Raw genomic sequence first — 24,075 nt, 5'->3', positions numbered from 1 at the left:
GCAGAGTATGGGGTATTCCGGAGGGGGTACCGGATTTGGCGGGCAGCTTGCGGAATGGCTGCCTGCACCGGAAAGTGCCGACGTGGCGCTCTTACCTTCCATTCAGCTGGGTAACGCCCGTGCGGATGATCTGGTCCGCAATAACGGTATTGCCGCAAACGCCGTTGAAATTCATAAAGACCATATCGTCGGACACATGTTTCGTCTGAGTTACCGGCCCAACTGGCGCTGGCTGGGGATGTCGGAAGCCGATTCACATGTCTTTATTGAAGATGTTGAGGCAGCGTGGATGGAATTCTGCGATCCGGTGTTTGGTTCGATGGATGTGGAGGGGCGTCGCTCGTTTACCGAATTTATTCGTGAAGGGGTGGGCGTTCATACATTTAACGGTGAAATTTTTGTCCAGCCCGTATGGGATACGGAATCCACGTCATTATTCCGGACGAAATTCAAGACCATCAGTCCGAAACGTGTCAGTACACCCGGTTATGGTACCGGCGATCGTTTTATGCGTGCCGGGGTGGAAATCAACCGGTACGGAAAAGCACTGGCCTACCATGTTCAGGAAGATGACTGGCCCGGTTACGGTGTCAGCAACTGGACGCGGATTGCGGCGACGCTGCCCTCCGGGCGACCGGGAATGATCCATGTGTTTCAGCCGCAGGAGGACGGGCAGACGCGCGGGGCCAACCAGTTTTATTCTGTCATGGAGCGTCTCAAGATGCTCGACACACTGCAGGCCACGCAACTGCAGTCGGCGGTGGTGCGGGCGATGTATGCCGCGACGATTGAATCCACGCTGGATTCGGAAAAAGCATTTGAATATATCGCCGGGGTGGGAGATGGCGGTAAAAATCCCCTGAACACCATCATGAAAGGCTACGCGCGTTATTACGCCACCAATACGGTAAAGCTGGGTGGGGTCCGTATTCCACATCTTTATCCGGGGGATTCACTGAATCTGCAGACAGCGCAGAATGCAGATAATGGTTTCTCTGAACTGGAAAAGGCGCTGTTACGTTACATCGCTGCCGGACTGGGGGTGTCCTATGAACAGCTTTCCCGTGATTATTCACAGGTCAGTTATTCCAGTGCCAGGGCATCTGCTAATGAGTCGTGGCGGTATTTTATGGGCAAACGAAAATTTGTGGCCAGCCGGCTGGCATCACAGATGTTTGCCTGCTGGCTGGAGGAAGCTCTTATTCGCGGTGTGATCCGCCCGCCGAAATCCCGTTTTTCATTCTGGGAGGCCCGTTCCGGATGGTGTCGTGCCGAGTGGATTGGTGCCGGTCGCATGGCGATTGATGGCCTTAAGGAAGTGCAGGAAGCGGTGATGCGTATTGAAGGTGGTTTAAGCACGTACGAGAAAGAGCTGGCTCTGATGGGCGATGACTATCAGGAGATTTTCCGTCAGCAACTGCGTGAAAGCCAGGAGCGACAGGCAGCGGGTCTTCCCCGCCCCATCTGGATTAAGGACACGTTTCAGCAGCAGATCCGACAGACAACGGGAGAAAAAGGCGATGCGTCGTAATTTATCGCATATTGCCGCCATGGCATTTAATGAGCCGCTTTTACTGGAACCCGCCTATGCGCGGGTTTTCTTTTGCGCGCTGGGTAAAGAGATAGGGGCCGGCAGCCTTGCCGTTCCTCAGCAGGCTGTTCAGCTTGATGCTGATGGTATGCAACTGGCGGTGACTGACTATATGGCGGGCGGTCAGCGTCCGGCAAAGAGTTACCAGGTGAAGAATGGCATTGCCATTCTGCCGGTGAGCGGCACGCTGGTGCATAAACTGGGTACCCTGCGGCCTTACTCCGGCATGACAGGCTATGACGGTCTGACTGCTCGTCTTCAGATGGCGGTGAATGATCCGGATGTGCGCGGCATTTTGCTGGATATCGACAGCCCGGGCGGTCAGGCTGCCGGGGCGTTTGACTGTGCTGACATGATTTACCGTCTGCGGGAACAGAAGCCCGTGTGGGCGCTGTGTAATGACATGGCCTGTTCAGCCGCCATGTTGCTGGCGGCAGCCTGTACCCGTCGGCTGGTCACGCAGACGGCAAAAATTGGTTCGATTGGCGTGATGATGGCGCACACCAGTTATGAGAAACAACTGGCACAGGAAGGGGTGGACATCACGCTGATTTACTCCGGGCAGCACAAGGTTGACGGCAACAGTATTCAGGCATTGCCGGCAGGTGTGCGTGCAGATTTTCAGCGCCGTATTGATGAGGCCCGCCGGATGTTTGTCGACAAGGTGGCGCTTTATACGGGGCTGAGTTCAGAGGCGGTGATGAATACCGAGGCTGCCGTTTATGACGGTCAGGCAGGCATTGATGCAGGCCTGGCTGATCAACTGATTAATGCTGCAGATGCCGTTGAAGTGATGGTTTCTGCACTGAATGACTCTGTTACGAAGGAGAATGCAATGACTGTTAAAAATCTCACCGTTGCTGAAGCGGTGGCCCAGGAAAATCAGCGCGTGATGGGGATCCTGAATTGTCAGGAGGCGAAAGGGCGCGAGCAACTGGCGCAAATGCTGGCAGGTCAGCCTGGAATGACGGTAGAGCAGGCGAAAGCGTTCCTGGCTGCTGTGCCTGCTGTCAGTGTGGCAAATACAGGTGATCAGATTATGGGGCTGCCGGAAGCAAAGGGGCGTGAGCAACTGGCACAGATGCTGGCAGGTCAGCCGGGGATGACGGTGGAGCAGGCGAAAGCGTTTCTGGCGGCAGCCCCTGCTGCTGGTGCTGCAGGCACAGGCGATCAGATTATGGCGTTACCGGAAGCAAAAGGGCGTGAACAACTCGCGCAGGCGCTGGCTGAACAGCCGGGAATGACCGTTGACCAGGCCAAAACGTTACTGGCGGCGGCACCGGTTGCGGGTTCTGCAAGTGTCGGCGATCAGATTATGGCGCTGCCGGAGGCAAAAGGGCGCGAGCAACTTGCACAGGCACTGACAGAACAACCGGGAATGACGGTGGCGCAGGCGAAAACGCTGCTGGCAGCCGCGCCGGCGGCATCGCAACCGTCACAGGAAACACTTTTTGATCGCTTTATGGCACAGCATGCTGCCAGTGCGGTTTCCGGTGGCGGAACTGCCGGGCGCGGGGAGGAAGACCTGCTGATGAGTATGCCGTAAGCGATATCCGGAATTCAGATAAATCAGGAGGCTGAAAAATGATTAAAACCACCACGGAAAAGCGCGCGGATGTGCACATTTTTGCCGGAAACGATCCGGCGCATACCGCAAAAGCCACCAGTGGTATCAGTGCCGCCATGCCTGCACTGACGCCACTGATGCTGGATGACGCCACCGGTAAACTGGTGGCATGGGATGGTCAGAAAGCCGGAACGGCAGTGGGCGTGCTGGCTCTGGCGCTTACCGGGACCGAGTCCATGCTGACGTACTACAAAAGCGGTACGTTTGCCACTGAGTCGCTGGTCTGGCCTGACTCTGTGGATGCGGTGAAAAAAGCCAACGCATTTGTGGGAAGTGCCATCAGCCACGCCTGATGGTGAAGTGATTAACTGAAAAACGGGTCGCGATGCGGCCCGTTTGTGTTTCTGAAGGAAAATAAATTATGGGGTTATTTACCACTCGTCAGTTACTCGGGTATACCGAGCAGAAAGTGAAATTTCGTGCGCTGTTTCTGGAGCTGTTCTTTCGTCGCACGATCACTTTCCATACTCAGGAAGTCATGCTGGATAAAATTACCGGCAAAACACCGGTCGCGGCGTATGTGTCTCCGGTGGTGTCAGGCAAAGTGCTGCGCAGCCGTGGTGGTGAAACCCGCGTGTTACGTCCCGGTTATGTAAAACCAAAACACCGCTTTGATTATCAGCAGGCAGTGGAACGTCTTCCGGGAGAGGATCCGGCCCGCCTTAATGACCCGGCTTACCGCCGTCTGCGTATTCTGACAGACAACCTGAAACAGGAAGAGCAGGCGATTGTGCAGGTGGAAGAAATGCAGGCGGTCAGTGCCGTTCTGCAGGGTAAATACACCATGAGCGGCGAGCAGTTTGAGACGGTGGAAGTGGATTTTGGGCGTTCTGCCGCCAATAACATTACGCAGGCTGGCGGACGCGAATGGTCACAGCAGAATGCTGACACCTTCGATCCGACGCATGATCTGGATGCGTACTGCGATTTCGCTTCCGGCACCATCAATATCGCGATTATGGACGGCACGGTCTGGCGTATGCTGAACGGTTTTAAACTGTTCCGTGAAAAACTGGATACCCGCCGTGGCTCCAAATCTGAGCTGGAAACGGCACTGAAAGACCTGGGCTCCGTGGTTTCCTTTAAAGGCCATTACGGCGATCTGGCCATTGTGGTGGCGAAGACAACGTATGTTGACGAAAACGGGGATGAACAGCGTTATCTGCCGGAAGGTACACTGATTCTGGGGAACACTCAGGCGGAAGGCGTCCGTTGTTATGGTGCCATTCAGGATAATCAGGCACTGAGTGAAGGGATCACCTCTGCGATTCGTTATCCGAAACACTGGGAGGAAGTGGGGGATCCTGGTTGCGAATATACCATGACGCAGTCTGCGCCGTTGATGGTGCTGCCGGATCCGGATGCGTTTGTGGTGGTTCAGGTGAAATAAGACGGGGCGGGATATTCCCGCCTTTTTCTTTAGCGCACGGGAGAGATTTGATGACAAAAGAGCAGATGACGGAACGCCTTCAGGCGCTGGCAGTTATTCTGGGGCGTGAAGCAGATATTTCAGGTTCAAAAGCCGATCTTGAGCAGCGCCTGGCGGAATGGGAAGAGGAGGCCGCCGGATTCGATGGGGAGGAGACAGGGAAGGAAGAGGTGGGCAACGATGCATCCGGCGACGGAATGCATTCTGAGCGGGGACTCGCCCGGGTGCGTATGCTGAAAACGGCGCATATGCCAGCCTGTGATGCTGTGACGGGAAAAATGTTGATGTTTGCCCGGGCCTCCAGTGTTGTGCTGGTTAATGAAGCCGCAGTTCCTGCGTTGCTGGCGGACGGTCTGGCAGAAAAAATCCGGGAGTGATGATGTTCGATAATCTGTTCGATCAGGCCATGAGTGATGCGGATGACATCATCCTGGATACGATGGGGACGGAAATCAGCATATATCCGGGCGGCACGGAAAGAAGAATCCGTGCCGTTTTTGATGCCCCGGCAGAAAACACCGGGATGAACACTGGCAGCGGCGAAATTCGTGATACTGCGCCCGTGTTATTTACCCGGAGCGCATGGGCCGCCGGTCTGAAAAAATATGACAGGGTCATGATCCACGGCGAACCCTATCAGGTAGTCGATCCCGGCTGGGATGAGTCAGGCACTGTGGGTCAGGGGGTGATTACCATCACCCTTGCGCGTGGAGAGCCGGGGAGAAATACACCTGCAGCACCGGAACGACCGAGTAAACGTTATGGCAGTCAGAGAGCATGAACGAAGCAGTGCCCGGCAGCGACGGCTGGCACGAAACCTCGTCGTCGATATTGATGAAGATGAGGTGCTGAAAATTATCGCTAAACTGGGTGGGTCAAAAAGTCAGATCCGTAAAGCCTGGGGCGTGGCGCTGAAAAGAGCCGCGTCTGCACTGCGGATGAAGGCTATGGCAGAGTTTAAAAAACAGGTTGCCCCACGCAGTCAGAAAATGATCAAAAAGCGTGTTCTGCATAATTTTATCATTCGTCGTAACGGTGATGAGTTTGATGAGGCGAAGGTATGGTTCGGTCTGAATGCCATCAAAGTACGCGATCTGCGCGGACGCATCAGTGGGGGGCGACGCGGCGAACTCCATCAGTTGCGCGATGAGCGGGGGCGTTTTGCACCAGCTTCCCGCCGCAGGAAGGCACGGGAGATCCGTTTTAAACCTGCAGGGGAATCCCTGCCTGTCACCACCTGGTCAACGGATGATGCCTTTATCAATCAGTTCGAAGCGGAAAATCGTAACGGACGTATATCAAAAAGGAAAACGATACTGATCCGACAGGCATCCGGACGACGGAGGGTGCGTGAAGCGGAAATTGATATTTATGAAGCCATGCTGAACCGTATAGAGGATTTTGTTTTTCCGGATGCGGAAGCACTGATCCTGAAAAATTTTGAGCATGAACTGAAATTCCGGGTATTTAAGGGGCTGGAGTGATGGAGCCATTGATGATGGGCGCCTGGCATCAGGCGGTGATTGACAGTCTGAAACAAATTCCCTGGGTGGAAGATGCCGATGAGTACCCGGAAAAAGTGACGCAACTGGTGACGCCTGCTGTGTTTGTGGATGTACCGGGCTGGGACAAGGCTCATTTTGCTGACGGGCAAACGCGGGTCACGCTGAAATGTGATCTGTTTGTGGTGACAGACCGGGCCGGGAAGACGGAAAACGTGCCAAAACCGCAGATTTTTGCCCGTTGTCTGGCGATGGATTTATCTGACTGGATTGAGGGAGCCACGTTCGGGCTGGATAACGTTGATCCGGCGGTTTTTATCGATGCTGAGGTGGATACCTTCGACCGGCTGCTGGACGACTACATCGTTTTCCGTGTCTCTTTTGAACAGGACATTCCGGTCGGCGAAGATCCGTTTGCGGTTCCGGCAGGTGCGCCGTTACAGGAAGTCTGGCTGGGTAAAGTACCGGAAACCGGCAAGAGACATGAGCAGGATTATCGTCTTATCTGGAAATCGGAGGGCACCGGTGATGAGTCTGGCAGATGAAGTGGCAGAGTTACGCCGCAGGGTGGCGGACATGGTCCGTCGCGGCGTGGTGGACGAGGTGATCCCGGGTAGCCCGGTTATGGTTCGGGTGGATATCGGGGATGTGCTTTCGCCTCCGTTGCCCTGGATTCAGGTACAGTCCGGACGCTACATGCAGGTCAGTAATTACCCGGCTCCCGGAGATGCCGTTACAGTGATATCGGAGGCGGGCGATCTGCGTAACGGTCGGGTGTATCCGGGGGCTAATATTGACGCCATTCCTGTCCCTGAGGGCAGTGAATACGAACATGTTATTTTGTTTGATACCGGAACGGAAATCCGTTACGACCGTCAGGCTAATGCTCTGTCCATCACGCTGGCTGAAGGCGGCAGCTATAAAATTACCGGCAGGGGAACCCTGGACGGTCCGGTAGAAATCACAGATACCCTGACCGTACAGGGTAAAGCAACCATGAATGCTGAGGCGGTGGTTAAGGCGGATCTGATGGTCGGTGGTGAGGTTTCTGATTATCACGGAACGATGAGTCAAATCAGAATTGTCTATAACGGTCACAATCACCGGGGCGACAGTGGTGGCAGCACCGGACAGCCTGGTCAGCAAATGTAATCTCCTTTCAGTTCTTTTTCCGGAATAAACAACATGATTGGTATTGATTCAGCCACCGGCAGATATCTGCACGGTAACGAACATCTGCGCCAGTCCGTCACCGATATTTTGTCAACACCGGTCGGCAGCCGGGTCCTGCTCAGGGAATACGGCAGCAGACTTTTCAGTCTGCTTGATAACCCACAGGATGATTTCACGCGGGTGAGAATTATTCGTGAAACGGTAACCGCCCTTGAACGCTGGGAACCCCGCCTGACTCTCCGGCGGGTGGAAGTGACGTGGACAGGAGAAGGAAGCGCGTGGCTGACGCTTGTCGGGGTGAATAACGAAACTCAGGATACGATTCGACTCGAGGAGATAAAAATTGGCAACGTCTCAGGCAATTATTGATCTGTCCGCGATACCAGTACCGGATGCGGTGGAGGTGCCGGACACCGCTGTGCTGGTCACTCAGATAGTGGCGAAGTATCAGGAGCTGGATACGTTGTTTTCGGCTCTGGTGGAATCTGATCCCGCGTATAAATGGGCAGAGGCGCTGGCTTATCGGGTGGCGCTGATGTGCCAGCAGATAAATGATGCTGTCCGTGCTGTACTGCTTGCCAGTGCCGGTGGGAACGATCTGGATCAGGTTGGCGCGAATTATCAGGTTCAGCGGCTGGTTATTACCCCGGCAGACGACAGCACCATTCCGCCCACGCCGGCGGTGTATGAAGATGATGACGCTTTTCGCGAACGTATCCAGTTGTCATGGGCACGGCTCAGCACCGCAGGCGCGAAAAATGCGTATCACTATTTTGCACAAAGTGCTGATCCTGATGTGCTGGATGTGAAGGCTTACGGGCCGGAAACACATTCGCAGGAAGGCCGGGTTTTTCTTTATGTGTTATCCCGGTCCGGAAATGGCACTGCATCACAACCCCTGCTGGATAAGGTGGCAGCATCAGTTTGTGATGATGAAACCCGTCCCCTGACGGATTTTGTCAGTGTTCGGACGGCAGAAATTATTCCCTACGATGTGGTGGCGGATATTCATATTCCCTACGGACTGGATGGTGAACTGGTTATGGCAAATGCCCGCAAGGCGCTGCAGTCATACACTGACAGCGTCCACCGGATTGGCTCGGTGGCATCCCGTTCTGGTATGGATGGTGCCCTTCACCAGACCGGGGTGATTACGGTGAATCTGACCTCTCCGGGCAGTGATATCGTTCCTGCGATGGGGCAGGCACCGTGGTGTCGCTCAGTCACACTGAACAAGGTGGAGACAACCGATGAATGACAAAATCAGAAGCATACTTCCTGTCAGCGCCAGCCGGGCAGAGCGGGTGGTGGACAGTACCGCCGGTGATATGCTGGCGGAAATCGCAGTATGTCTGATCCGCTATGTCAAAAATCCCGATTTATGTCCTGCTGAATTGCTGCCATGGCTGGCCTGGGAAATGGCGGTGGACACCTGGAATGAACACTGGACGGAGGCGGAAAAAAGGTCTGCGATAAAACGTGCTGCATACATCCACCGCCACAGAGGGACTAAAGCGGCGCTGATGGCATCGCTGGCTGACAGTCCCTTCCGGTCGCAGATTGTTGAGTGGTATGAGCAGACCCCACCCGGGGAGCCGTATACCTTCCGTCTGAACGTGGAGCAGAAAGATTTACCGGTGCTGATGAATGATCATCAGGATCTGAAGCATGCGGTGCTCCGTGCCAAAAATCTGCGCAGCTGGTTCAGTATTCACGTTTACGGGAACAGCACAGGGCGTGGATTTGGTTACGGCTATGTGATGGCGACAGAAAAAATCAGAAGTACCGGTGTGACAACAAAGACAGTGCCCACAGGCGGGCAGAGTGAGGCAGGTGTATGAATGGACTGATTCTGACAACGTCCGGCGCTGCAGAAATTGAAGCAGCATATCAGAACGGGCAAACCGTGACCGTCCGGCATGTTCTGCTTGGTGACGGGGGCGGGCGGGCATTGCCATCCACGCCGGATGAAATGGCAGCAATGACATCGTTGTACGGCGAATTCGGGCAGGAACCCTTTTCCGACGGTGCGGTGGAGGAGGGCTTCATCAGCGGGGATATTGTGATTGACTGTAAATCATACCCCGGTAAAACCCTTCGTGAACTGGGGATGATCAGCGACAGAGGTACGCTTATCGCGTACGGACGTTATCCGGACACCTTTTTACCAGACCAGACGGACTCTGTTATCAAGGAAGTTATTCTGACGCTGGTTCTTGGGCTGACGCACGCACAAAACGTGGTGCTGGAAGTTGATCCGGACAGGGCCATTATTACTCAGGAAATCGGAGACAGACGCTATCTGCAACGAAAAAAGAATCTTTCGGATGTGGAAGACAAGGATGAGGCTGTTGAAAACCTCGGATTAAAACCCACGGTGGACAAGGCAAAAAATGCCGTTCAGCGTGATGGTGACACCATGACCGGGGAACTGAAAATCCGTGGTGTTAATGCGCTGAGGATTTTCAACGAAGCCTTTGGTCTGATTTTTCGTCGTTCGGAAGAGAGCCTGCACCTCATTCCCACCCAGGAAAACCAGGGCGAAAACGGCGATATTGGCCCACTGCGACCGTTCAGCATTAACCTGCGGACGGGTGAAATATCCATGTCGCATAAAGTGTCTGTTGGCGGCGGTTCTCAGGTCAATGGTGCGCTGGGTATCGGCGTTCAGAACGCGCTGGGTGGAAACTCAATTGCTTTCGGGGATAACGATACAGGTATAAAACAAAACGGCGACGGCATTCTGGATGTTTATGCGAATGGACAGCATGTATTTCGTTTCCGAAGTGGCGAAGTGCAAAGCCTCAGAGCAATGAAAGTTTCCGGTACATTGAACGTTTCTGGTGACACGATGGCTTCCGGCGACATGAATATTTTCGGTGCAATAACTTCTACCGGACGAGTAACACCATCAGACTACGGAAACTTTGATGCCCGTTATCAGACCAAAACAGGCGGTGTACAGGATGTACGTCTGGGCGGTGCCATTGGTATTGGGCGTGGGGGAAATGCGCCATCAGGTCATTTACTGAGTGGTGTTGATGGCGGTGAAAGTGTGGACTGGGCCAATGCACGCCCGGTGCAGGTTCTGATTAATGGCGTCTGGCGGAATGTAGCGAGTTTGTAATTATGATGCACTTAAAAAATATTACGGCACAAAATCCCAAAACAATTGAGCAATACCAGCTGGCGCGACAGCATAAATTTTTATTGTGGCTGTTCTCCGATGATGGTCAGGAATGGCACGAAGCCCAGGAAAAATTTCAGCCAGACACTCTGAAAGTTATTTATGTTGAAACTGGCGAGGTGGTCTGGGTCGGAAAAGACATCACCTCAATCTGCCCGGAAAATAAAAGCGTGATTGAGCTACCGGATATTACCGCCAATCGTCGCATTGAGGCGTCGGGTTACTGGTTCTACCGCAATGATGCATTTGTTTTTGACTACAAACTTAAAGCGGAAGATGAGCGTGATGCCCTGTTACAACAGGCCAGCATCATGACCAGCGAATGGGAAAAAGACCTGCTGCTGGGATTAATCAGTGACGAAGACAGGGAGAGGCTGAAAGCGTACCGCATTTACGCGAAATCGCTGCAGGCGATGGATTTCAGCGCTATTACGGATAAGACCACATACAACAATATTAGCTGGCCTGAGCAGCCACAAAATACCTGAAAAAGAAGTTAATCATCTGACCGCCTGAGGGCGGTTTTTTTATGGGAGAAATGTATGTCCGGATTACATGGTGTTGAAACCATTGAACTGACGACAGGCACGGTTGCCGTGCAGACCATCTCCACGGCAGTGATTGGCCTGGTGGGGACTGCGCCGGACGCCTCTGGTGGTGTGTGCGCTTCCGGTACAGCCGGCTCCTGGCTGCTGGGAACGGCGCTGGATTTCACGGCGAAACAGGAAGGTCGGGCCGGTAATAAGATTTCGGTTGTTGCTGTGGCTGCCACAGAACAAAACGCGCAGACAGTGGCCTCGCTGAAAGGTACGACCCTGACGATAACACTGGGGACGGACGAACACAGCCAGGTTAACGCCACGGCGGACCGTGTGACTGAAGTGGTGAATGCGCTGGGGGATTCGCCTGTGACGGCGGCTGTCAGCACCCTGAATGCAGGAGACGCTGAAAATAAAGTGGTGTTGCCGTTCAGCCTGACGTTATCCGGCGGAGAAGATGAGGCGTTCCCGGTCAATACACCGGTGGTAGTGGCAGGGGCCATTGCTCAGGCAGGGAAACTGGGCACAGCCGGAACATTATACCCGGCCCTGCGTGATATTTTTGACCAGACTGGTGCGCTGGTGATTGTGGTGCGCGCAGAAAGTAAAACAAAGGCGAAAGAGGCCGAACAGCGTGCGGCGGTGATTCAGGCCATGGAGGCGCTGACAGAAAGTAAAGGCGTGACAGGCTATCAACCGCGCATCCTCATTGCCACGGGGTACAGTGAGGATGATGGTGTGGCAAAGGCGCTGGAAACGTATGCCGCGAAGTTGCGGGCTGTGGCCTATATTGACTCGCCCTCAATGGCAACGCCGCAGGATGTGGTTCAGCGGCGCGCGTCATTTGGCGGACGTGTGGAGCTGCTGCGTCCGCGCGTGTCAGTGACGGATGCCAGCGGGCAAACGGTATTTCGTCCATATTCGGCTCGTGCTGCCGGGCTGCGTGCCCGTATTGATTACGAAAAAGGGTGGTGGTGGTCCAAATCAAACCAGGACGTGATGAATATCACCGGTCTGGAGCAGGTGGATACGTTTATTCTCGGGGAGCAGAACTGCACGGCAAACCTGCTGAACATGGAAAATATCTCCACCATTATTCGCCATGACGGTTTTAAACACTGGGGTAACCGTCTGTGCACATCCCACAGTCAGTGGCGCTTTGAACCGGTACGTCGCACTGCAGATGTGATTGAGGACAGTATCCAGGAGGCCATGTTGCCTTATGTCGATCGCCCGCTTGATCGGGATGTGGCAGACGACATTCTTGGCAGCATTAATGCCTATATGCGTCAGCTTAAAAATCTGGGTGCGATCCACGGTGGCAGCGCCTGGCTGAATGATGAACTGAATACAGCAGAAACCCTGGCGGCAGGGCAGTTGTATATCGATTATGACTTTGGGCCGAAGTCACCACTTGAGCGCCTGACACTGCGGGCAATGATTAACAATAAACTGGCGCTGGAGGAACTGACGGTATGATTACGGGTGAAAAAAAACTGTTGCGCGCATGGGCGTTATTTCTTCCTGGCGGGATCCGCCTTCAGGGTGCGCATGAATACACGCCGCCTGCCATTAATATCACGACAGTGGATATCAAAACCGGCGCAATGGATGCACCGGTGGCAGTGGATGACGGCATGGAAGCGCTGACCTGTTCGTTTAAGATTTATGGTTATGATGTTGCCATGCTTACGCTGCTGGGATTGCAGGCCGGGCTTTATTCGCCGGAGATTGTTGTGCGCCAGGCTTATCAGGTGGGAAATGCGACCAGCGGACTGGTGGAAACCCTGCAGGGGATGATCACCAGTATCACGCCGGATGCACGTCCGGCAACATCACAGGCAGAGGCTTCGGTGACGGTGGAAATGTCACTGAGTTATTACCGTCAGGCTGTCGATGGCCTGGAAACCATCTGCATTATTCCGGAGGAATTTGTGCGTCGTATTAACGGCGTTAATGTTCTGTCGGATCTGAAAAAAATCATCCGGGTTTAATCCGGGGATCTGCCATTCAGGCGGCTCAGGCCGCCTTTTCTTTTTTTAGGAGATGCTTATGTCGGAAAAAAACAGTGTTCCTGCCAGCTGCGTGGAAATTGTGTTATCCGTGCCGTATGTCACCGCATCAGGACAGACGATCACGCACGTCACCATGCGTGCGCCCACCGTCCGCGATCGTCTGTTGCATCGCCGGAGTACCAAACCGGAAGCAGAGGCTGATCTGGATATGATTGCCGGTCTGTGCGGGATGGACGCGGCAGACATGATGAACATGGAAGCGTGTGATTACCTGGCCCTGGAGCGGCAGTTTAATGTTTTTTTGCTGCCGCCGGTCCGGCGGAAGAAGAAAACATCCTGATGGCGATACGGCGTGCCGGAGTATGGTTCGGGTGGTCACCCGGAGATGTGATGGCACTGCCGTATGAGGATTTTGTGGCAATAATGCTGGCAGAGGCGGAAGAGAGGAAGCAGTGTTATGGCAACGGTGGGCGATAACCTCAGAGCGAATATCCGGATCGGCGGCACTATTGACCCGTCGTGGAAAAAATCGACAGAGGGGCTGAAGCGAGGTCTGGCTGGTGCGACACAGGAAGTGGCACGCCTGACGCGTCAGCAGGATGTACTGAAGCGAAAAATTCAGGCTGGCGTATTGGCAGGGCAGGATATTACCGATCTGCGAAAGCAGTATGAAAAGCTGAAACGGAAAATCAATGATGCTGCAGCGGAGCAGGAGCGATTTAATCGCCAGCTTGAACGGGCAGAGCGCCTGGAACGCTGGAAAGGACGGGCAGGGACATTTCTTAAAACCGGACTCGGGCTCTCTGTTGGTTCCGGGCTGACGCTGGCAGCAGGTGCCAGCGCGGTACTGAACCGGAATTCGGAAACGGCAGAGCGGGCAGGGATAGCCCGGAGTTACGGGGTGGATTACGAAACCTATGCGGCGTGGGATTCACTGGGCCGTCAGATGGGGTTAAACGGCGAAAACATTGGTGATCTGTTTGAGGAATACCGGAACAAGGTTTTTGACGATGATAATGGTGCCACGGACAAAGGAGCCATTCAGGAGGTATTCGGTAAACTGGGGCTGAAAGCGGGCGTAATGGCCGGAAAAAATAACCAGGAACAGGTCGAATTTTTGTTTGATCGCTTACTGCAGGTGGAGAATGAGCAGCAGGCGGCGGGGATGGCAGATGCGCTGTTTGGGGGGGAGGCCAATAAAATTCTGACCTGGATGCGTCTGTCAGGAAAAACCTTCCGGGAGCTTATCAGTGAGCAGAAACGCTATAACCTGGTGACAAAAGAAGGGGCTGATGGCGCAGTTCAGGGGCATGTGGCGCTGTCAAATCTCCGTAATGTTTTGAGTTCTTCCATTGATGAAATCAGCGGACAACTGGGTAATGAGCTTGCGCCACGTATCCAACAGGTGACGGATGATCTTGCGGCCTGGTTTAAGGAGGGTGGCCTTGAGAAGATTCAGGCATTTATCCTTGATGATGCCCTGCCGGCGTTGATCGATTTGTCCGAGTGGATGTGGAAATTCGGAAAAGTTCTTGCAGGAATAACGCAGAAAGCCATTGAGTGGGGGCTGGCGGATGATTCGCGAGAGGACCGGCGAGAGGTGCTGGAATATCTGGCAAAAATGGGTTCGCCTGAGCTGGCGAGAGCGGTGGCGCAGAAAAACGGTCAGGGTGAATGGTTTGATGAACTGCTCAGGAAAAATCCGGAGCTGACGAAACAGGTTGTACAGGCTTATAAAGACACCCGCGGTTATCTCCCCTGGAACCATGACGATAAAAAGTTTGATGCATTTCTCGATCCTTTGCTGGGACCGAAGGAAGAACCTGATTTTGATGGGGCGAGGGAGCGTGTTCGCGCTGCCCGCGATCAACTACAGAAAACTCGTCAGGAACCCGCATCGGGGGAGGCTGACCGCCTTTCAGCGCTTCAGCATACCCCCGGCAGTATCAGCCGGGTGGAAGTAAAACCCACGTATCAGATACGGGCGGAATTTAACATCACCCAGAAGCCCGGCGAGGATGCCGGGCTTCTGGCAGACAGGGTAACGAAAAATCTGGGAGATATTAATTTTGGTCAGCGTTCTCGCATGACCGATGGTGATGCATTCTGGGGGTGAATATGGTGGATTTGCTGGGCTGGGGCGTAAACCGGCTTGAGCGTGAAGCATGGGACGCGGTGGGCTCATTAACGGATGTCGCCTCCCGCGTCATGCTCTCGTTTGGTGAGTTTGAATTCAGTATTGATACGGCAGCCTATAACGCCATGAAGCGCACTATGGAATGGCGATGGGATGAACAGCAGCTTATCGGAAAAAACGACCTGCTGCAGTATACCGGTAAGGGGGCCAGAACAATAACCCTTGAAGGCATGGTGCATGCGGGATTTCGTGACGGTGTGGGAATGGATGCCCTTGATACGCTGGTTCAGATGGTGGATGACAATCCGGCCCCGCAGTTACTGGTCTCAAGTACAGGCGATGTGATGGGGTATTTCGTGGCAACCGCCTATTCAGATAACACCACGTCCTTTCTTCCCGGCGGTGCGCCGAAGAACAAAACGTTCACACTGGAGCTGAAATACTATGGCGAAAAACTGGCGGACCACTGACGGCGATATGCTGGATGACATCTGTCAGAGACACTATGGCAGTGCCGGGCTTAACCAGTCACTGGCGGCGGTACTGGAAGCCAATCCCGGGCTGGCTGACCTTGGTCCGGTCTATCCGGCGGGAGTGGAAATCGTGTTGCCGGACTGGGTATATGAACCGGAAGTGAAGGAGACGTTTCAGTTATGGGACTGAATGAATATCAGCCGGATTTCAGCCTGACAGCGGAAGGTCAGGATATCACGAAGGCCATAAAACGGGGGCTGGCTGAACTGCGATATACCGATAATGGTGCTGCCACAAAGCGGTCCGATGAACTGATGATAACGCTGTTCAGCGAGACGCTGGCATTACCACCGAAAGGCGCGGTGTTAACGCTGGGACTGGGGTTCAACGGAAATCTGATAAATAAAGGTACCTTTACAGTCTGTCAGGTGGCAAGTGGTGGTCCTCCCCGCCGGATCACCATTTATGCCACCGCAGCCCCCATGAATGCGTCAAAACATGGCGCAGACGTGACCGCACTGAAAACACGCGCTTTCAGTGATATCTCGCTGGGCGACCTGGTGAAAACCATCGCCACTGAAAATAATCTTGTGGCGCGGGTTTCTCCGTCGCTTGCTGATATTCGTATTCCGTGGGTGATGCAGTCATCTGAATCGGATGCGTCCCTGCTTTCCCGGCTTGCAGGGGTGTATGGTGCCACCAGTAAACCGACCAATGGCTACTGGTTATTTCTGGAATACGGGGCATCACAGAGTACGGGGGGCAGAAATGCGCCTGAGATAACCATTACACCGGGTATGGTATCAGACTGGGATTATCGTGAAGGTGAGCGACAGGGCGCTGCGGGTGGTGCGAAGGGGGATAAAAAGAGCGGGAAAGTGGGGGTCCGGTATTTTGATGCCCGTGACGGACGCACGCGTGAAGTTAAAGTGGATGTTGAATCCACAGACAAACGACATCCGTTTACCCAGCCTGACCAGAGCACGGCAAAACACTGTGCAGAGTCGAAGGTTAAACGTGTGCAGAAAGCCGGACGCCAGATGACGATAACGTTGCCCTGCAGACCGGAACTGCTGAAAGCAGGGGCGGAGATGCGTTTTATCACGCAGGGATTTGGTGTGCGTGAGGACCATCACTGGCAGGCTGAGTCTGTGGAGTTTTCACTGGCACCGGGACAGGGATTTTCGCTGAATCTGTCGCTGACCACGGATATTTCTGCAAAGGGGAAAGCCAGTGGCAAGAAAAAAGGCGTCAATTATTTTGGTTAATGTTTTCTGAATCAGGAAATAAAAATGTCTGTATTAATTTCGGGTGTGCTGACGGATGGCGCGGGACTCCCCATGTCCGGATACCATATTATTCTGAAAGCCCGACAGAATACATCCGCAGTGGTCATGAGAACGGTGGCAACAGTGGTGACGGGGCCGGCAGGAGAATATGCATTTGAGGCTCAGACCGGAAGATATGACGTTTATCTTCGGTCGTGTATTGAAAGAGAATATTGTGTTGGTGACATTTCGGTTTACGACGATTCAAAGCCCGGCACACTGAATGATTTTCTGACCGCTCTCGATGAAGGCGATTTAAAACCGGATGTTGTTAAGCGGTTCGAAGAACTGGTGGCGCAGGCGCAGCAGAGCGCGGAAGCGGCAGCGGAAAGCGAACGACAGGCCGGGCAACACGCAGCTGATGCGCAGAAGATTAAGGGTGATTGCCAGACGCTGGCAGATAATGTTCAGCAGAATACAAATGCTGTGGAGGAAAACACGCAGCGCGTTGAACAGCTGGCCTCAGAAGTTGAGCTGAACGCCGGGCAGGTACAGGAGGGGGTGCAGAGTGTTACAGATGCAGTAAAGCAGGCTAAACAGGCAGCAGATGATTCTGCATCCAGCGCAGAGGACTCAAAAAACAGTGCTGACAACGCAGCACTGAGCGAACAGAATGCACAAAAGCACGCGCAGGAAGCAGAGCAACACGAGCAGCAGGCCAGACAATATGCGCAGGATGCAGCGACAGCCGCAGAATCCGCAGAGAACGCCAAAGGCGAAATTGACGAAATTCTGGAAGGTGGCTATCTCAAGATAAAAAACAACCTTCAGGAAATTGTTGATGCTGGCTCATCTGCACTGGGTCAGGCCCAACAGAATTTACAGATTTCCGGGGTGAAAAATAAACGGGTAATAGCCACCCCTTATACATGGCCGTCCAGAGCTGACTATGAGCAAAGGGTGCATCTGCCACTCGCCGGGGCTTACGGATTTGGCTACACATTTGAAGACCAAAGCCAGGGACGAATAAACCTTAATGAAGGTTACACTGGTTCCTGGTGGTCACAGTGGGTAAAGCCGGGGCGTTATTACGTTACAACCAGTGATAAACAATATCTGACACCAGACGGGGGCACGTACGGAGTTGTTGATGCGCTGTGGCTTAACGGTAACGCATATAATGACGCTTCGCAGGTTCATAAAATACTGGCTTTTTACGATGCTGACGGATACCTGCACATAGGCAGACGCACAGGTCAGAGCAACGGGTCAATAAGCTGGCGCAAGCTGGCATCGCTCTCTGATGTCAGGGCCATGCTGTATTCATATATTTATAATAATTACAACAGAGAATGGCGTGACCCGGAGCTGGGAGGTTTAATTCTGGCGTCATACCAGGGAACCGCAGACGGCGACACAAATATAAAAGTATCCCGTGGTCAGACTTACCCCGGCTCACGACTTGCACCTGTGGCGATAGAGTGCCCGTTCACCCCGTCTGGTACGTATGCGGCAACACCGCGATTCTATATTACCGGTTGCAAGAGCAAATCACTCCCCGGAACCTATATTTCACTGTCTGGAGCCCCCACAACATACAGCGACCAGGCTTTTGTGGCGCTATTCATGAGGATTGCATGATGCAGATAAAAGAAATTACCAGCCCCCGCTACACCGAATCCGGTGCGATTGACTGCGAAGTTTTATTTGAAGGGATGGATGAAGCCGTTCCGTACACAGCCACACCAGAAGACACAGCAACAACAGGTCAGCAAATCTGGCAGGAGCTGCAAAGCGGCAAATGGGGCGAAATCGCCCCGTTCACCGTCACGCCGGAACTTATCGCAGCGGCAAAAGATGCCAAAAAGCGGGAAATCGAGGTGTGGCGTACAGAACAGGAAGCGCAGCCGTTCACGTTCGAATGGAACGGTCGCACCTGGAACGCTGGCCCCGACTCAATGGCCCGTCTTTATCCGGTAGTAATGGCGGCGAAATCTGACACGGCGCGGGACGTTATGGCGTGGGGTGACGCCGATAATCAACAGGTGAAACTGTCAATGCCGGAACTGGAAGAACTGGCGACAGCAATGGCGCAGGCACAGGTCGATCGCAATGACGAGATTTATCGCCGTCAGCGTGAAATGAAAGAGGATCTGAACAATCTGGAGGATTTGGGTTCAATCCGAGCGTTTGGTATTGGCTAATAAATCAATCGCAACTGGTGTTTAGAACCCTCCCGACTTTTGAAGGTTGGGAGGGCTGGGGAAACGGTTATTAATTGAGGCAATGCATAACAGGCTTTAACAAAAAGCCTCAAAAAACATTCTCCAAAACCAGAACGCAACTGATTGATTTTGGTGAAAGACACAACGCGGTTGCCTTCAACAATAAAACCCTTTAAAAACCAACTTATTTCATTGAATATAAAGGATTAATTATCTATATCACTCACCTTCTTATTCAGCAAACGAGAAGCGCGCCAGTAAACCAGCAACATCAGGCCCATTACGATAGTCAGCGTAATGCTGGTGGCTGCACCAAACGGCCAGTCACGAATATTGAGGAACTGTACTTTGATGACGTTACCGATCAGCAGGTTTTTCGCACCGCCCATCAGGTCGGACACATAGAACAGGCCCATCGCTGGCAGCATCACCAGCAGACATCCGGCAATAATTCCCGGCATCGTCAGTGGGATAATGATGCGGATAAAGGTCTGCAACTTGCTGGCACCGAGATCGCGCGCTGCCTCCAGCAACGGCTTATCCAGTTTTTCGATACTCGAGTACAGCGGCATCACCATAAATGGCAGCAGAATGTAAACCAGACCGATAATCACCGCACTGGGTGTGAACATGATGCGAATTGGTGTATCGATAACGCCCAGCCAGAGCAAAAACTCGTTGAGATAGCCTTTGGTGCTGAGGAAAATTTTCAGCCCGTAGATACGAATCAATGAGTTGGTCCAGAACGGAACAATCAGCAGAAACAGCAGCAGCGGACGCACCTTGTGTGGCAACTTCGCCAGAAACCAGGCAAAAGGATAGCCCAGCACCAGGCAGGCGAGGGTGGCGATCAGCGCCATATTCAGCGAGTGCAATAGCACTTCAAAATAGAGCGGATCGAGCAGACGCGTGTAGTTATCCAGCGTAAAGACCATTTTGACGAAACTGGCGTCGTCGCGGGTCAAAAAGCTGGTGCCAATGATCATCAGGTTGGGCAGAAAGACAAACAACACAAGCCAACCGACAATAGTGACAATCACTACATTCTGGAACTTACTTGTGTTCTTCATCAGCCAGTACGACCTCCCAGCTTTCTACCCAATTAATGGCCATTTTTTGGTCGAGAGAGTGGTCAAAGTCAGGGTCGTCTTCATTGAAGAATTCGCTGACCATCACCATCTTGCCATTTTCCAGTTCAACAACCGACTCCAGCGTCATGCCTTTGTAGTTACGCTCGCGAACGTAACCAATCAGCCCTTCAGCGTGGTTGTCGTCGTTAATCTCTTCAACACGTAAGTCTTCCGGGCGCAGCAGAACATGCAGTTTTTGCCCCGGTTCAACGCCGAAGTTAACGTAGATATTACACTCGCGGCCTTCAACGTTGGCGCGTACGCGCTGCTCGTCGAGACGTTCGATGACCGTGGCATTAAACATATTGATTTCACCGATAAACCCAGCAACAAACAGGTTTTTCGGCTCTTCGTAGATTTCACGCGGCGTGCCGTCTTGCTCAATGCGACCATCGCGCATCACCACAATCCTGTCCGACATGGTGAGTGCTTCTTCCTGGTCGTGAGTCACGAAGACGAATGTAATGCCAAGCTTACGCTGTAGCGCTTTCAGCTCGTTCTGCATCTGTTTGCGCAGTTTGTAATCCAGCGCTGAGAGCGACTCATCCAGCAACAACAGACGAGGCTTGTTAACCACCGCGCGAGCAATGGCGACGCGTTGCTGTTGACCACCAGAAAGCTGATGCGGTTTACGTTGAGCGAAGGTTTCCAGCTGCACCATCCGCAGGGCTTCCATCACGCGGGGCGTAATTTCAGCAGCGGGGGTTTTTTGCATGCGTAACCCAAAGGCCACATTTTCGAACACGGTCATGTGGGGAAAAAGTGCGTAGCTTTGGAAAACAGTGTTCACATAGCGGTTTTCCGCCGGAACGTGGGTGATGTCCTCGTTATCCAGCATGATGCGTCCGGAATCAACAGTTTCCAGACCTGCAATCAGGCGAAGAACGGTTGTTTTACCGCAGCCAGAAGGGCCAAGCAGCGTGAGGAACTCGCCATTGTTGATAGTCAGATCCAGCTGGGGAATGACCTCTTTACCATCAAAGCATTTGCGAATTCCCGCCAATTGCACCAGCGGTGAAAGCGAACTCGGTTGTTTATTCAATTTTTTACTCTGTCCCATGTAAACGCAACGGATGGCTTACCGATGCGGGGTTTGTGGTTAACCACCTTGGTGACTCTTAATGAGGGCGGTAATTCTACGGCAAACCGCTTGAATCGCCAATCTTTGTTGTGAATTACTGGCTTAGCTTTATATTCATTAAGGTAATGCTGATAAATATTCCCGCTTGCAGGGGTAAAAGTGACCTGACGCAATATTTGTCTTTTCTTGCTTCTTAATAATGTTGTCACAAAAAGTGAGGGTGACTACATGGATAAACTACTTGAGCGATTTTTGAACTACGTGTCTCTGGATACCCAATCAAAGGCAGGGGTGAGACAGGTTCCCAGCACGGAAGGCCAATGGAAGTTATTGCATCTGCTGAAAGAGCAGCTCGAAGAGATGGGGCTTATCAATGTGACCTTAAGTGAGAAGGGCACTTTGATGGCGACGTTACCGGCTAACGTCCCTGGCGATATCCCGGCGATTGGCTTTATTTCTCATGTGGATACCTCACCGGATTGCAGCGGCAAAAATGTGAATCCGCAAATTGTTGAAAACTATCGCGGTGGCGATATTGCGCTGGGTATCGGCGATGAAGTTTTATCACCGGTTATGTTCCCGGTGCTGCATCAGCTACTGGGTCAGACGCTGATTACCACCGATGGTAAAACCTTGTTAGGTGCCGATGACAAAGCAGGTATTGCAGAAATCATGACCGCGCTGGCGGTATTGCAACAGAAAAACATTCCGCATGGTGATATTCGCGTCGCCTTTACCCCGGATGAAGAAGTGGGTAAAGGGGCGAAACATTTTGATGTTGACGCCTTCGACGCCCGCTGGGCTTACACCGTTGATGGTGGTGGCGTAGGTGAACTGGAGTTTGAAAACTTCAACGCCGCGTCGGTCAATATCAAAATTGTCGGTAACAATGTTCACCCGGGCACGGCGAAAGGAGTGATGGTAAATGCGCTGTCGCTGGCGGCACGTATTCATGCGGAAGTTCCGGTGGATGAAAGCCCGGAAATGACAGAAGGCTATGAAGGTTTCTATCACCTGGCGAGCATGAAAGGCACCGTTGAACGGGCCGATATGCATTACATCATCCGTGATTTCGACCGTAAACAGTTTGAAGCGCGTAAACGTAAAATGATGGAGATCGCCAAAAAAGTGGGCAAAGGGTTACATCCTGATTGCTACATTGAATTGGTGATTGAAGACAGTTACTACAATATGCGCGAGAAAGTGGTTGAGCATCCGCATATTCTCGATATCGCCCAGCAGGCGATGCGTGACTGCGATATTGAACCGGAACTGAAACCGATCCGCGGCGGTACCGACGGCGCGCAGTTGTCGTTTATGGGATTACCGTGCCCGAACCTGTTCACTGGCGGTTACAACTACCATGGTAAGCATGAATTTGTGACTCTGGAAGGTATGGAAAAAGCGGTGCAGGTGATCGTCCGTATTGCCGAGTTGACGGCGCAACGGAAGTAAGCGAAAAGGGATGCGGCATGTGATGCCGCATCCGGCTTAACTTCAAACTTACCCTTCGAAGAACCAATACCCGCTATTGACCAGCGCCGCGAGCATCGCGAGGAATGACGGATCTTCCAGCGCATCGCCAAAATTCTCCGCGGTCAGCGCAATATTGCTGGCGAGTGCATCCAGTGCCGGACGGTGCGGGGAATCGATCTTCTCACCATTGGCATACACGTCGTCGCCAATGCGCAATACGCGCAGACCACCCAGACGCACCAGCACTTCACCTTGTTTCAGCGCATCGTATATTTCATCCGGCTGATAAGGCGGCTCTGGCGGCGCGATATCCAGTTCATGGCGTGACTGGGAAATAAACTCCCCAAACCACTGTTTAAAGTGTTCCGGCTGGTTGATCAATTCAAGCATCATCTCACGCAGTTTATCCATTTCTTGCGGTAGAACGTCCGCAGGATGAGCGCGAGGTGGGACATCCGGATCGCTGTAGTAGTTGCCGCCCAGTTCACGTTGCAGCACATAATCGGCAAATCCGCTAATCAGTTCCCGCGTATTTGGTGCGCGAAAACCGACGGAATAGTTCATCGCATTTTCCAGCGCGTAGCCTTCATGGGGGAATCCTGGCGGAATATAAAGAATATCGCCTGGCTCCAGTTCTTCATCAATGATGGCTTCGAACGGATCAACCTGTAACAGATCCGGGTGCGGGCAGTGCTGTTTCATTTGCAGCTTTTCGCCCACTCGCCAGCGACGGCGACCAGTACCCTGAATGATAAACACGTCGTACTGATCGAGATGCGGGCCAACGCCGCCGCCAGGTACGGAAAAAGAGATCATCAGGTCATCAATACGCCAGTCCGGCAGTTCACGGAACGGTCGCATCAGCGCGGCGGTCGGCTCATGCCAGTGGTTCACTGCCTGTACCAGTAACGACCAGTTGGTTTCACCGAGATGATCGTAGCTTTCGAACGGGCCGTGGCTGACCTGCCATTTGCCATCCTGGTGACTGACCAGTCGACTGTCGACTTCGCTTTCCATCGCCAGACCCGCCAACTCGTCTGGAGAGATCGGGTCAATAAAATTATTAAAGCCGCGTTTTAACACCACCGGACGTTTCTGCCAGTGACGTTCAAGAAAATCGGGCCAGTTAAGAGTGAGTTGGTATTCCATGTTAAGCATCCACAGGCTGGTATCTGCAACCGATTATAACGGATGCTTAACGTAATGCGTGAAGTATGGACA

28 protein-coding genes are annotated in these 24,075 nt (G+C 53.0%); 25 read left to right on the top strand and 3 right to left on the bottom strand.

From position 1 onward, the window contains the following. Positions 1 to 7: 7 nt before the first annotated feature. The 24 genes from ACK8NJ_RS13915 (at position 8) to ACK8NJ_RS13800 (ending at position 19,146) form a co-directional block, all read left to right on the top strand. Positions 8 to 1,531 (top strand): phage portal protein, encoded by a 1,524-nt coding sequence (locus ACK8NJ_RS13915; RefSeq protein ID WP_050412876.1) that lies wholly within the window; start codon positions 8 to 10, stop codon positions 1,529 to 1,531. Further along, positions 1,521 to 3,137, top strand: a complete 1,617-nt coding sequence (locus ACK8NJ_RS13910; RefSeq protein WP_411961719.1) for a S49 family peptidase — start codon at positions 1,521 to 1,523, stop codon at positions 3,135 to 3,137. Before ACK8NJ_RS13915 ends, ACK8NJ_RS13910 begins: the two co-directional genes overlap by 11 nt. Positions 3,138 to 3,175: 38 nt before the next feature. After that, complete coding sequence (locus tag ACK8NJ_RS13905; RefSeq protein WP_000598338.1) at positions 3,176 to 3,511, top strand: head decoration protein; 336 nt, start codon at positions 3,176 to 3,178, stop codon at positions 3,509 to 3,511. Between the two features lie 68 nt (positions 3,512 to 3,579). Further along, positions 3,580 to 4,608, top strand: coding sequence for a major capsid protein (locus tag ACK8NJ_RS13900; protein WP_046788667.1), 1,029 nt, complete (start codon positions 3,580 to 3,582; stop codon positions 4,606 to 4,608). Between the two features lie 50 nt (positions 4,609 to 4,658). After that, on the top strand, positions 4,659 to 5,024 hold the full coding sequence (gene gpFI, locus ACK8NJ_RS13895; protein WP_097728354.1) for a DNA-packaging protein FI: 366 nt from the start codon (positions 4,659 to 4,661) through the stop codon (positions 5,022 to 5,024). After that, positions 5,024 to 5,428 carry a head-tail joining protein gene (locus tag ACK8NJ_RS13890; protein WP_411961718.1) on the top strand — a complete coding sequence of 135 codons (405 nt, stop codon included), beginning with the start codon at positions 5,024 to 5,026 and terminating at the stop codon, positions 5,426 to 5,428. Before gpFI ends, ACK8NJ_RS13890 begins: the two co-directional genes overlap by 1 nt. After that, a complete protein-coding gene (locus ACK8NJ_RS13885; protein WP_411961717.1) occupies positions 5,409 to 6,131 on the top strand; it encodes a hypothetical protein in 723 nt (240 codons plus the stop codon). Before ACK8NJ_RS13890 ends, ACK8NJ_RS13885 begins: the two co-directional genes overlap by 20 nt. A gap of 11 nt (positions 6,132 to 6,142) precedes the next feature. Continuing rightward, the gene (locus ACK8NJ_RS13880; RefSeq protein ID WP_063103807.1) at positions 6,143 to 6,694 is read left to right on the top strand and encodes a hypothetical protein; all 552 of its coding nucleotides are present in this window, start codon (positions 6,143 to 6,145) and stop codon (positions 6,692 to 6,694) included. After that, entirely contained in the window at positions 6,678 to 7,301 is a 624-nt protein-coding gene (locus tag ACK8NJ_RS13875) for a phage baseplate assembly protein V (RefSeq protein ID WP_000049989.1), read from the top strand. Before ACK8NJ_RS13880 ends, ACK8NJ_RS13875 begins: the two co-directional genes overlap by 17 nt. 33 nt (positions 7,302 to 7,334) lie before the next feature. Next, a complete protein-coding gene (locus ACK8NJ_RS13870; RefSeq protein WP_411961716.1) occupies positions 7,335 to 7,691 on the top strand; it encodes a GPW/gp25 family protein in 357 nt (118 codons plus the stop codon). Further along, complete coding sequence (locus ACK8NJ_RS13865) at positions 7,666 to 8,580, top strand: baseplate assembly protein (protein WP_411961715.1); 915 nt, start codon at positions 7,666 to 7,668, stop codon at positions 8,578 to 8,580. The genes ACK8NJ_RS13870 and ACK8NJ_RS13865 overlap by 26 nt, the downstream gene beginning before the upstream one ends. Beyond that, a complete protein-coding gene (locus ACK8NJ_RS13860; protein WP_096095869.1) occupies positions 8,573 to 9,163 on the top strand; it encodes a phage tail protein I in 591 nt (196 codons plus the stop codon). Before ACK8NJ_RS13865 ends, ACK8NJ_RS13860 begins: the two co-directional genes overlap by 8 nt. Continuing rightward, on the top strand, positions 9,160 to 10,449 hold the full coding sequence (locus ACK8NJ_RS13855) for a phage tail protein (RefSeq protein WP_411961714.1): 1,290 nt from the start codon (positions 9,160 to 9,162) through the stop codon (positions 10,447 to 10,449). Before ACK8NJ_RS13860 ends, ACK8NJ_RS13855 begins: the two co-directional genes overlap by 4 nt. A gap of 2 nt (positions 10,450 to 10,451) precedes the next feature. Next, complete coding sequence (locus ACK8NJ_RS13850) at positions 10,452 to 10,997, top strand: tail fiber assembly protein (RefSeq protein ID WP_411961713.1); 546 nt, start codon at positions 10,452 to 10,454, stop codon at positions 10,995 to 10,997. Between the two features lie 54 nt (positions 10,998 to 11,051). Further along, a complete protein-coding gene (locus ACK8NJ_RS13845) occupies positions 11,052 to 12,527 on the top strand; it encodes a phage tail sheath C-terminal domain-containing protein (protein WP_411961712.1) in 1,476 nt (491 codons plus the stop codon). Further along, entirely contained in the window at positions 12,524 to 13,042 is a 519-nt protein-coding gene (locus tag ACK8NJ_RS13840; protein WP_064578972.1) for a phage major tail tube protein, read from the top strand. The genes ACK8NJ_RS13845 and ACK8NJ_RS13840 overlap by 4 nt, the downstream gene beginning before the upstream one ends. A 58-nt stretch (positions 13,043 to 13,100) precedes the next feature. Beyond that, complete coding sequence (locus tag ACK8NJ_RS13835; RefSeq protein ID WP_001291419.1) at positions 13,101 to 13,403, top strand: phage tail assembly protein; 303 nt, start codon at positions 13,101 to 13,103, stop codon at positions 13,401 to 13,403. Further along, on the top strand, positions 13,403 to 13,540 hold the full coding sequence (locus tag ACK8NJ_RS13830) for a hypothetical protein (RefSeq protein WP_156841731.1): 138 nt from the start codon (positions 13,403 to 13,405) through the stop codon (positions 13,538 to 13,540). Before ACK8NJ_RS13835 ends, ACK8NJ_RS13830 begins: the two co-directional genes overlap by 1 nt. Then, on the top strand, positions 13,521 to 15,179 hold the full coding sequence (locus tag ACK8NJ_RS13825) for a hypothetical protein (RefSeq protein ID WP_089601347.1): 1,659 nt from the start codon (positions 13,521 to 13,523) through the stop codon (positions 15,177 to 15,179). The genes ACK8NJ_RS13830 and ACK8NJ_RS13825 overlap by 20 nt, the downstream gene beginning before the upstream one ends. Before the next feature lie 2 nt (positions 15,180 to 15,181). Further along, positions 15,182 to 15,670: a phage tail protein gene (locus tag ACK8NJ_RS13820; RefSeq protein WP_000228002.1), complete on the top strand. Its 489-nt coding sequence runs from the start codon at positions 15,182 to 15,184 to the stop codon at positions 15,668 to 15,670. Next, positions 15,645 to 15,863: a tail protein X gene (locus tag ACK8NJ_RS13815; RefSeq protein ID WP_033813283.1), complete on the top strand. Its 219-nt coding sequence runs from the start codon at positions 15,645 to 15,647 to the stop codon at positions 15,861 to 15,863. Before ACK8NJ_RS13820 ends, ACK8NJ_RS13815 begins: the two co-directional genes overlap by 26 nt. Further along, the gene (locus tag ACK8NJ_RS13810; RefSeq protein ID WP_282644183.1) at positions 15,854 to 16,942 is read left to right on the top strand and encodes a late control protein; all 1,089 of its coding nucleotides are present in this window, start codon (positions 15,854 to 15,856) and stop codon (positions 16,940 to 16,942) included. Before ACK8NJ_RS13815 ends, ACK8NJ_RS13810 begins: the two co-directional genes overlap by 10 nt. 24 nt (positions 16,943 to 16,966) lie before the next feature. After that, positions 16,967 to 18,583: a prophage tail fiber N-terminal domain-containing protein gene (locus ACK8NJ_RS13805; RefSeq protein ID WP_411961711.1), complete on the top strand. Its 1,617-nt coding sequence runs from the start codon at positions 16,967 to 16,969 to the stop codon at positions 18,581 to 18,583. After that, positions 18,580 to 19,146 carry a DUF4376 domain-containing protein gene (locus ACK8NJ_RS13800; protein ID WP_411961710.1) on the top strand — a complete coding sequence of 189 codons (567 nt, stop codon included), beginning with the start codon at positions 18,580 to 18,582 and terminating at the stop codon, positions 19,144 to 19,146. Before ACK8NJ_RS13805 ends, ACK8NJ_RS13800 begins: the two co-directional genes overlap by 4 nt. 227 nt (positions 19,147 to 19,373) lie before the next feature. Here ACK8NJ_RS13800 and potB read toward each other — a convergent pair whose 3' ends face one another. After that, a complete protein-coding gene (potB, locus tag ACK8NJ_RS13795) occupies positions 19,374 to 20,237 on the bottom strand; it encodes a spermidine/putrescine ABC transporter permease PotB (RefSeq protein WP_000799403.1) in 864 nt (287 codons plus the stop codon). Next, positions 20,221 to 21,357 (bottom strand): spermidine/putrescine ABC transporter ATP-binding protein PotA, encoded by a 1,137-nt coding sequence (gene potA / locus ACK8NJ_RS13790; RefSeq protein ID WP_000531596.1) that lies wholly within the window; start codon positions 21,355 to 21,357, stop codon positions 20,221 to 20,223. The genes potB and potA overlap by 17 nt, the downstream gene beginning before the upstream one ends. A gap of 249 nt (positions 21,358 to 21,606) precedes the next feature. On the opposite strand from potA, the gene pepT reads away from it, so the two are divergent. After that, positions 21,607 to 22,833 (top strand): peptidase T, encoded by a 1,227-nt coding sequence (gene pepT / locus ACK8NJ_RS13785; protein ID WP_000359452.1) that lies wholly within the window; start codon positions 21,607 to 21,609, stop codon positions 22,831 to 22,833. Positions 22,834 to 22,881: 48 nt separating this feature from the next. Here pepT and roxA read toward each other — a convergent pair whose 3' ends face one another. After that, positions 22,882 to 24,003: a [50S ribosomal protein L16]-arginine 3-hydroxylase gene (gene roxA / locus ACK8NJ_RS13780; protein WP_000456506.1), complete on the bottom strand. Its 1,122-nt coding sequence runs from the start codon at positions 24,001 to 24,003 to the stop codon at positions 22,882 to 22,884. Positions 24,004 to 24,075: the final 72 nt, after the last annotated feature.

It is taken from the genome of Escherichia sp. F1 (assembly GCF_046764225.1).
Taxonomy (GTDB): domain Bacteria; phylum Pseudomonadota; class Gammaproteobacteria; order Enterobacterales; family Enterobacteriaceae; genus Escherichia; species Escherichia coli.
The sequence above is the reverse complement of the archived record's forward strand: the minus strand, read 5'-3'. Positions and strand labels throughout refer to the sequence as shown.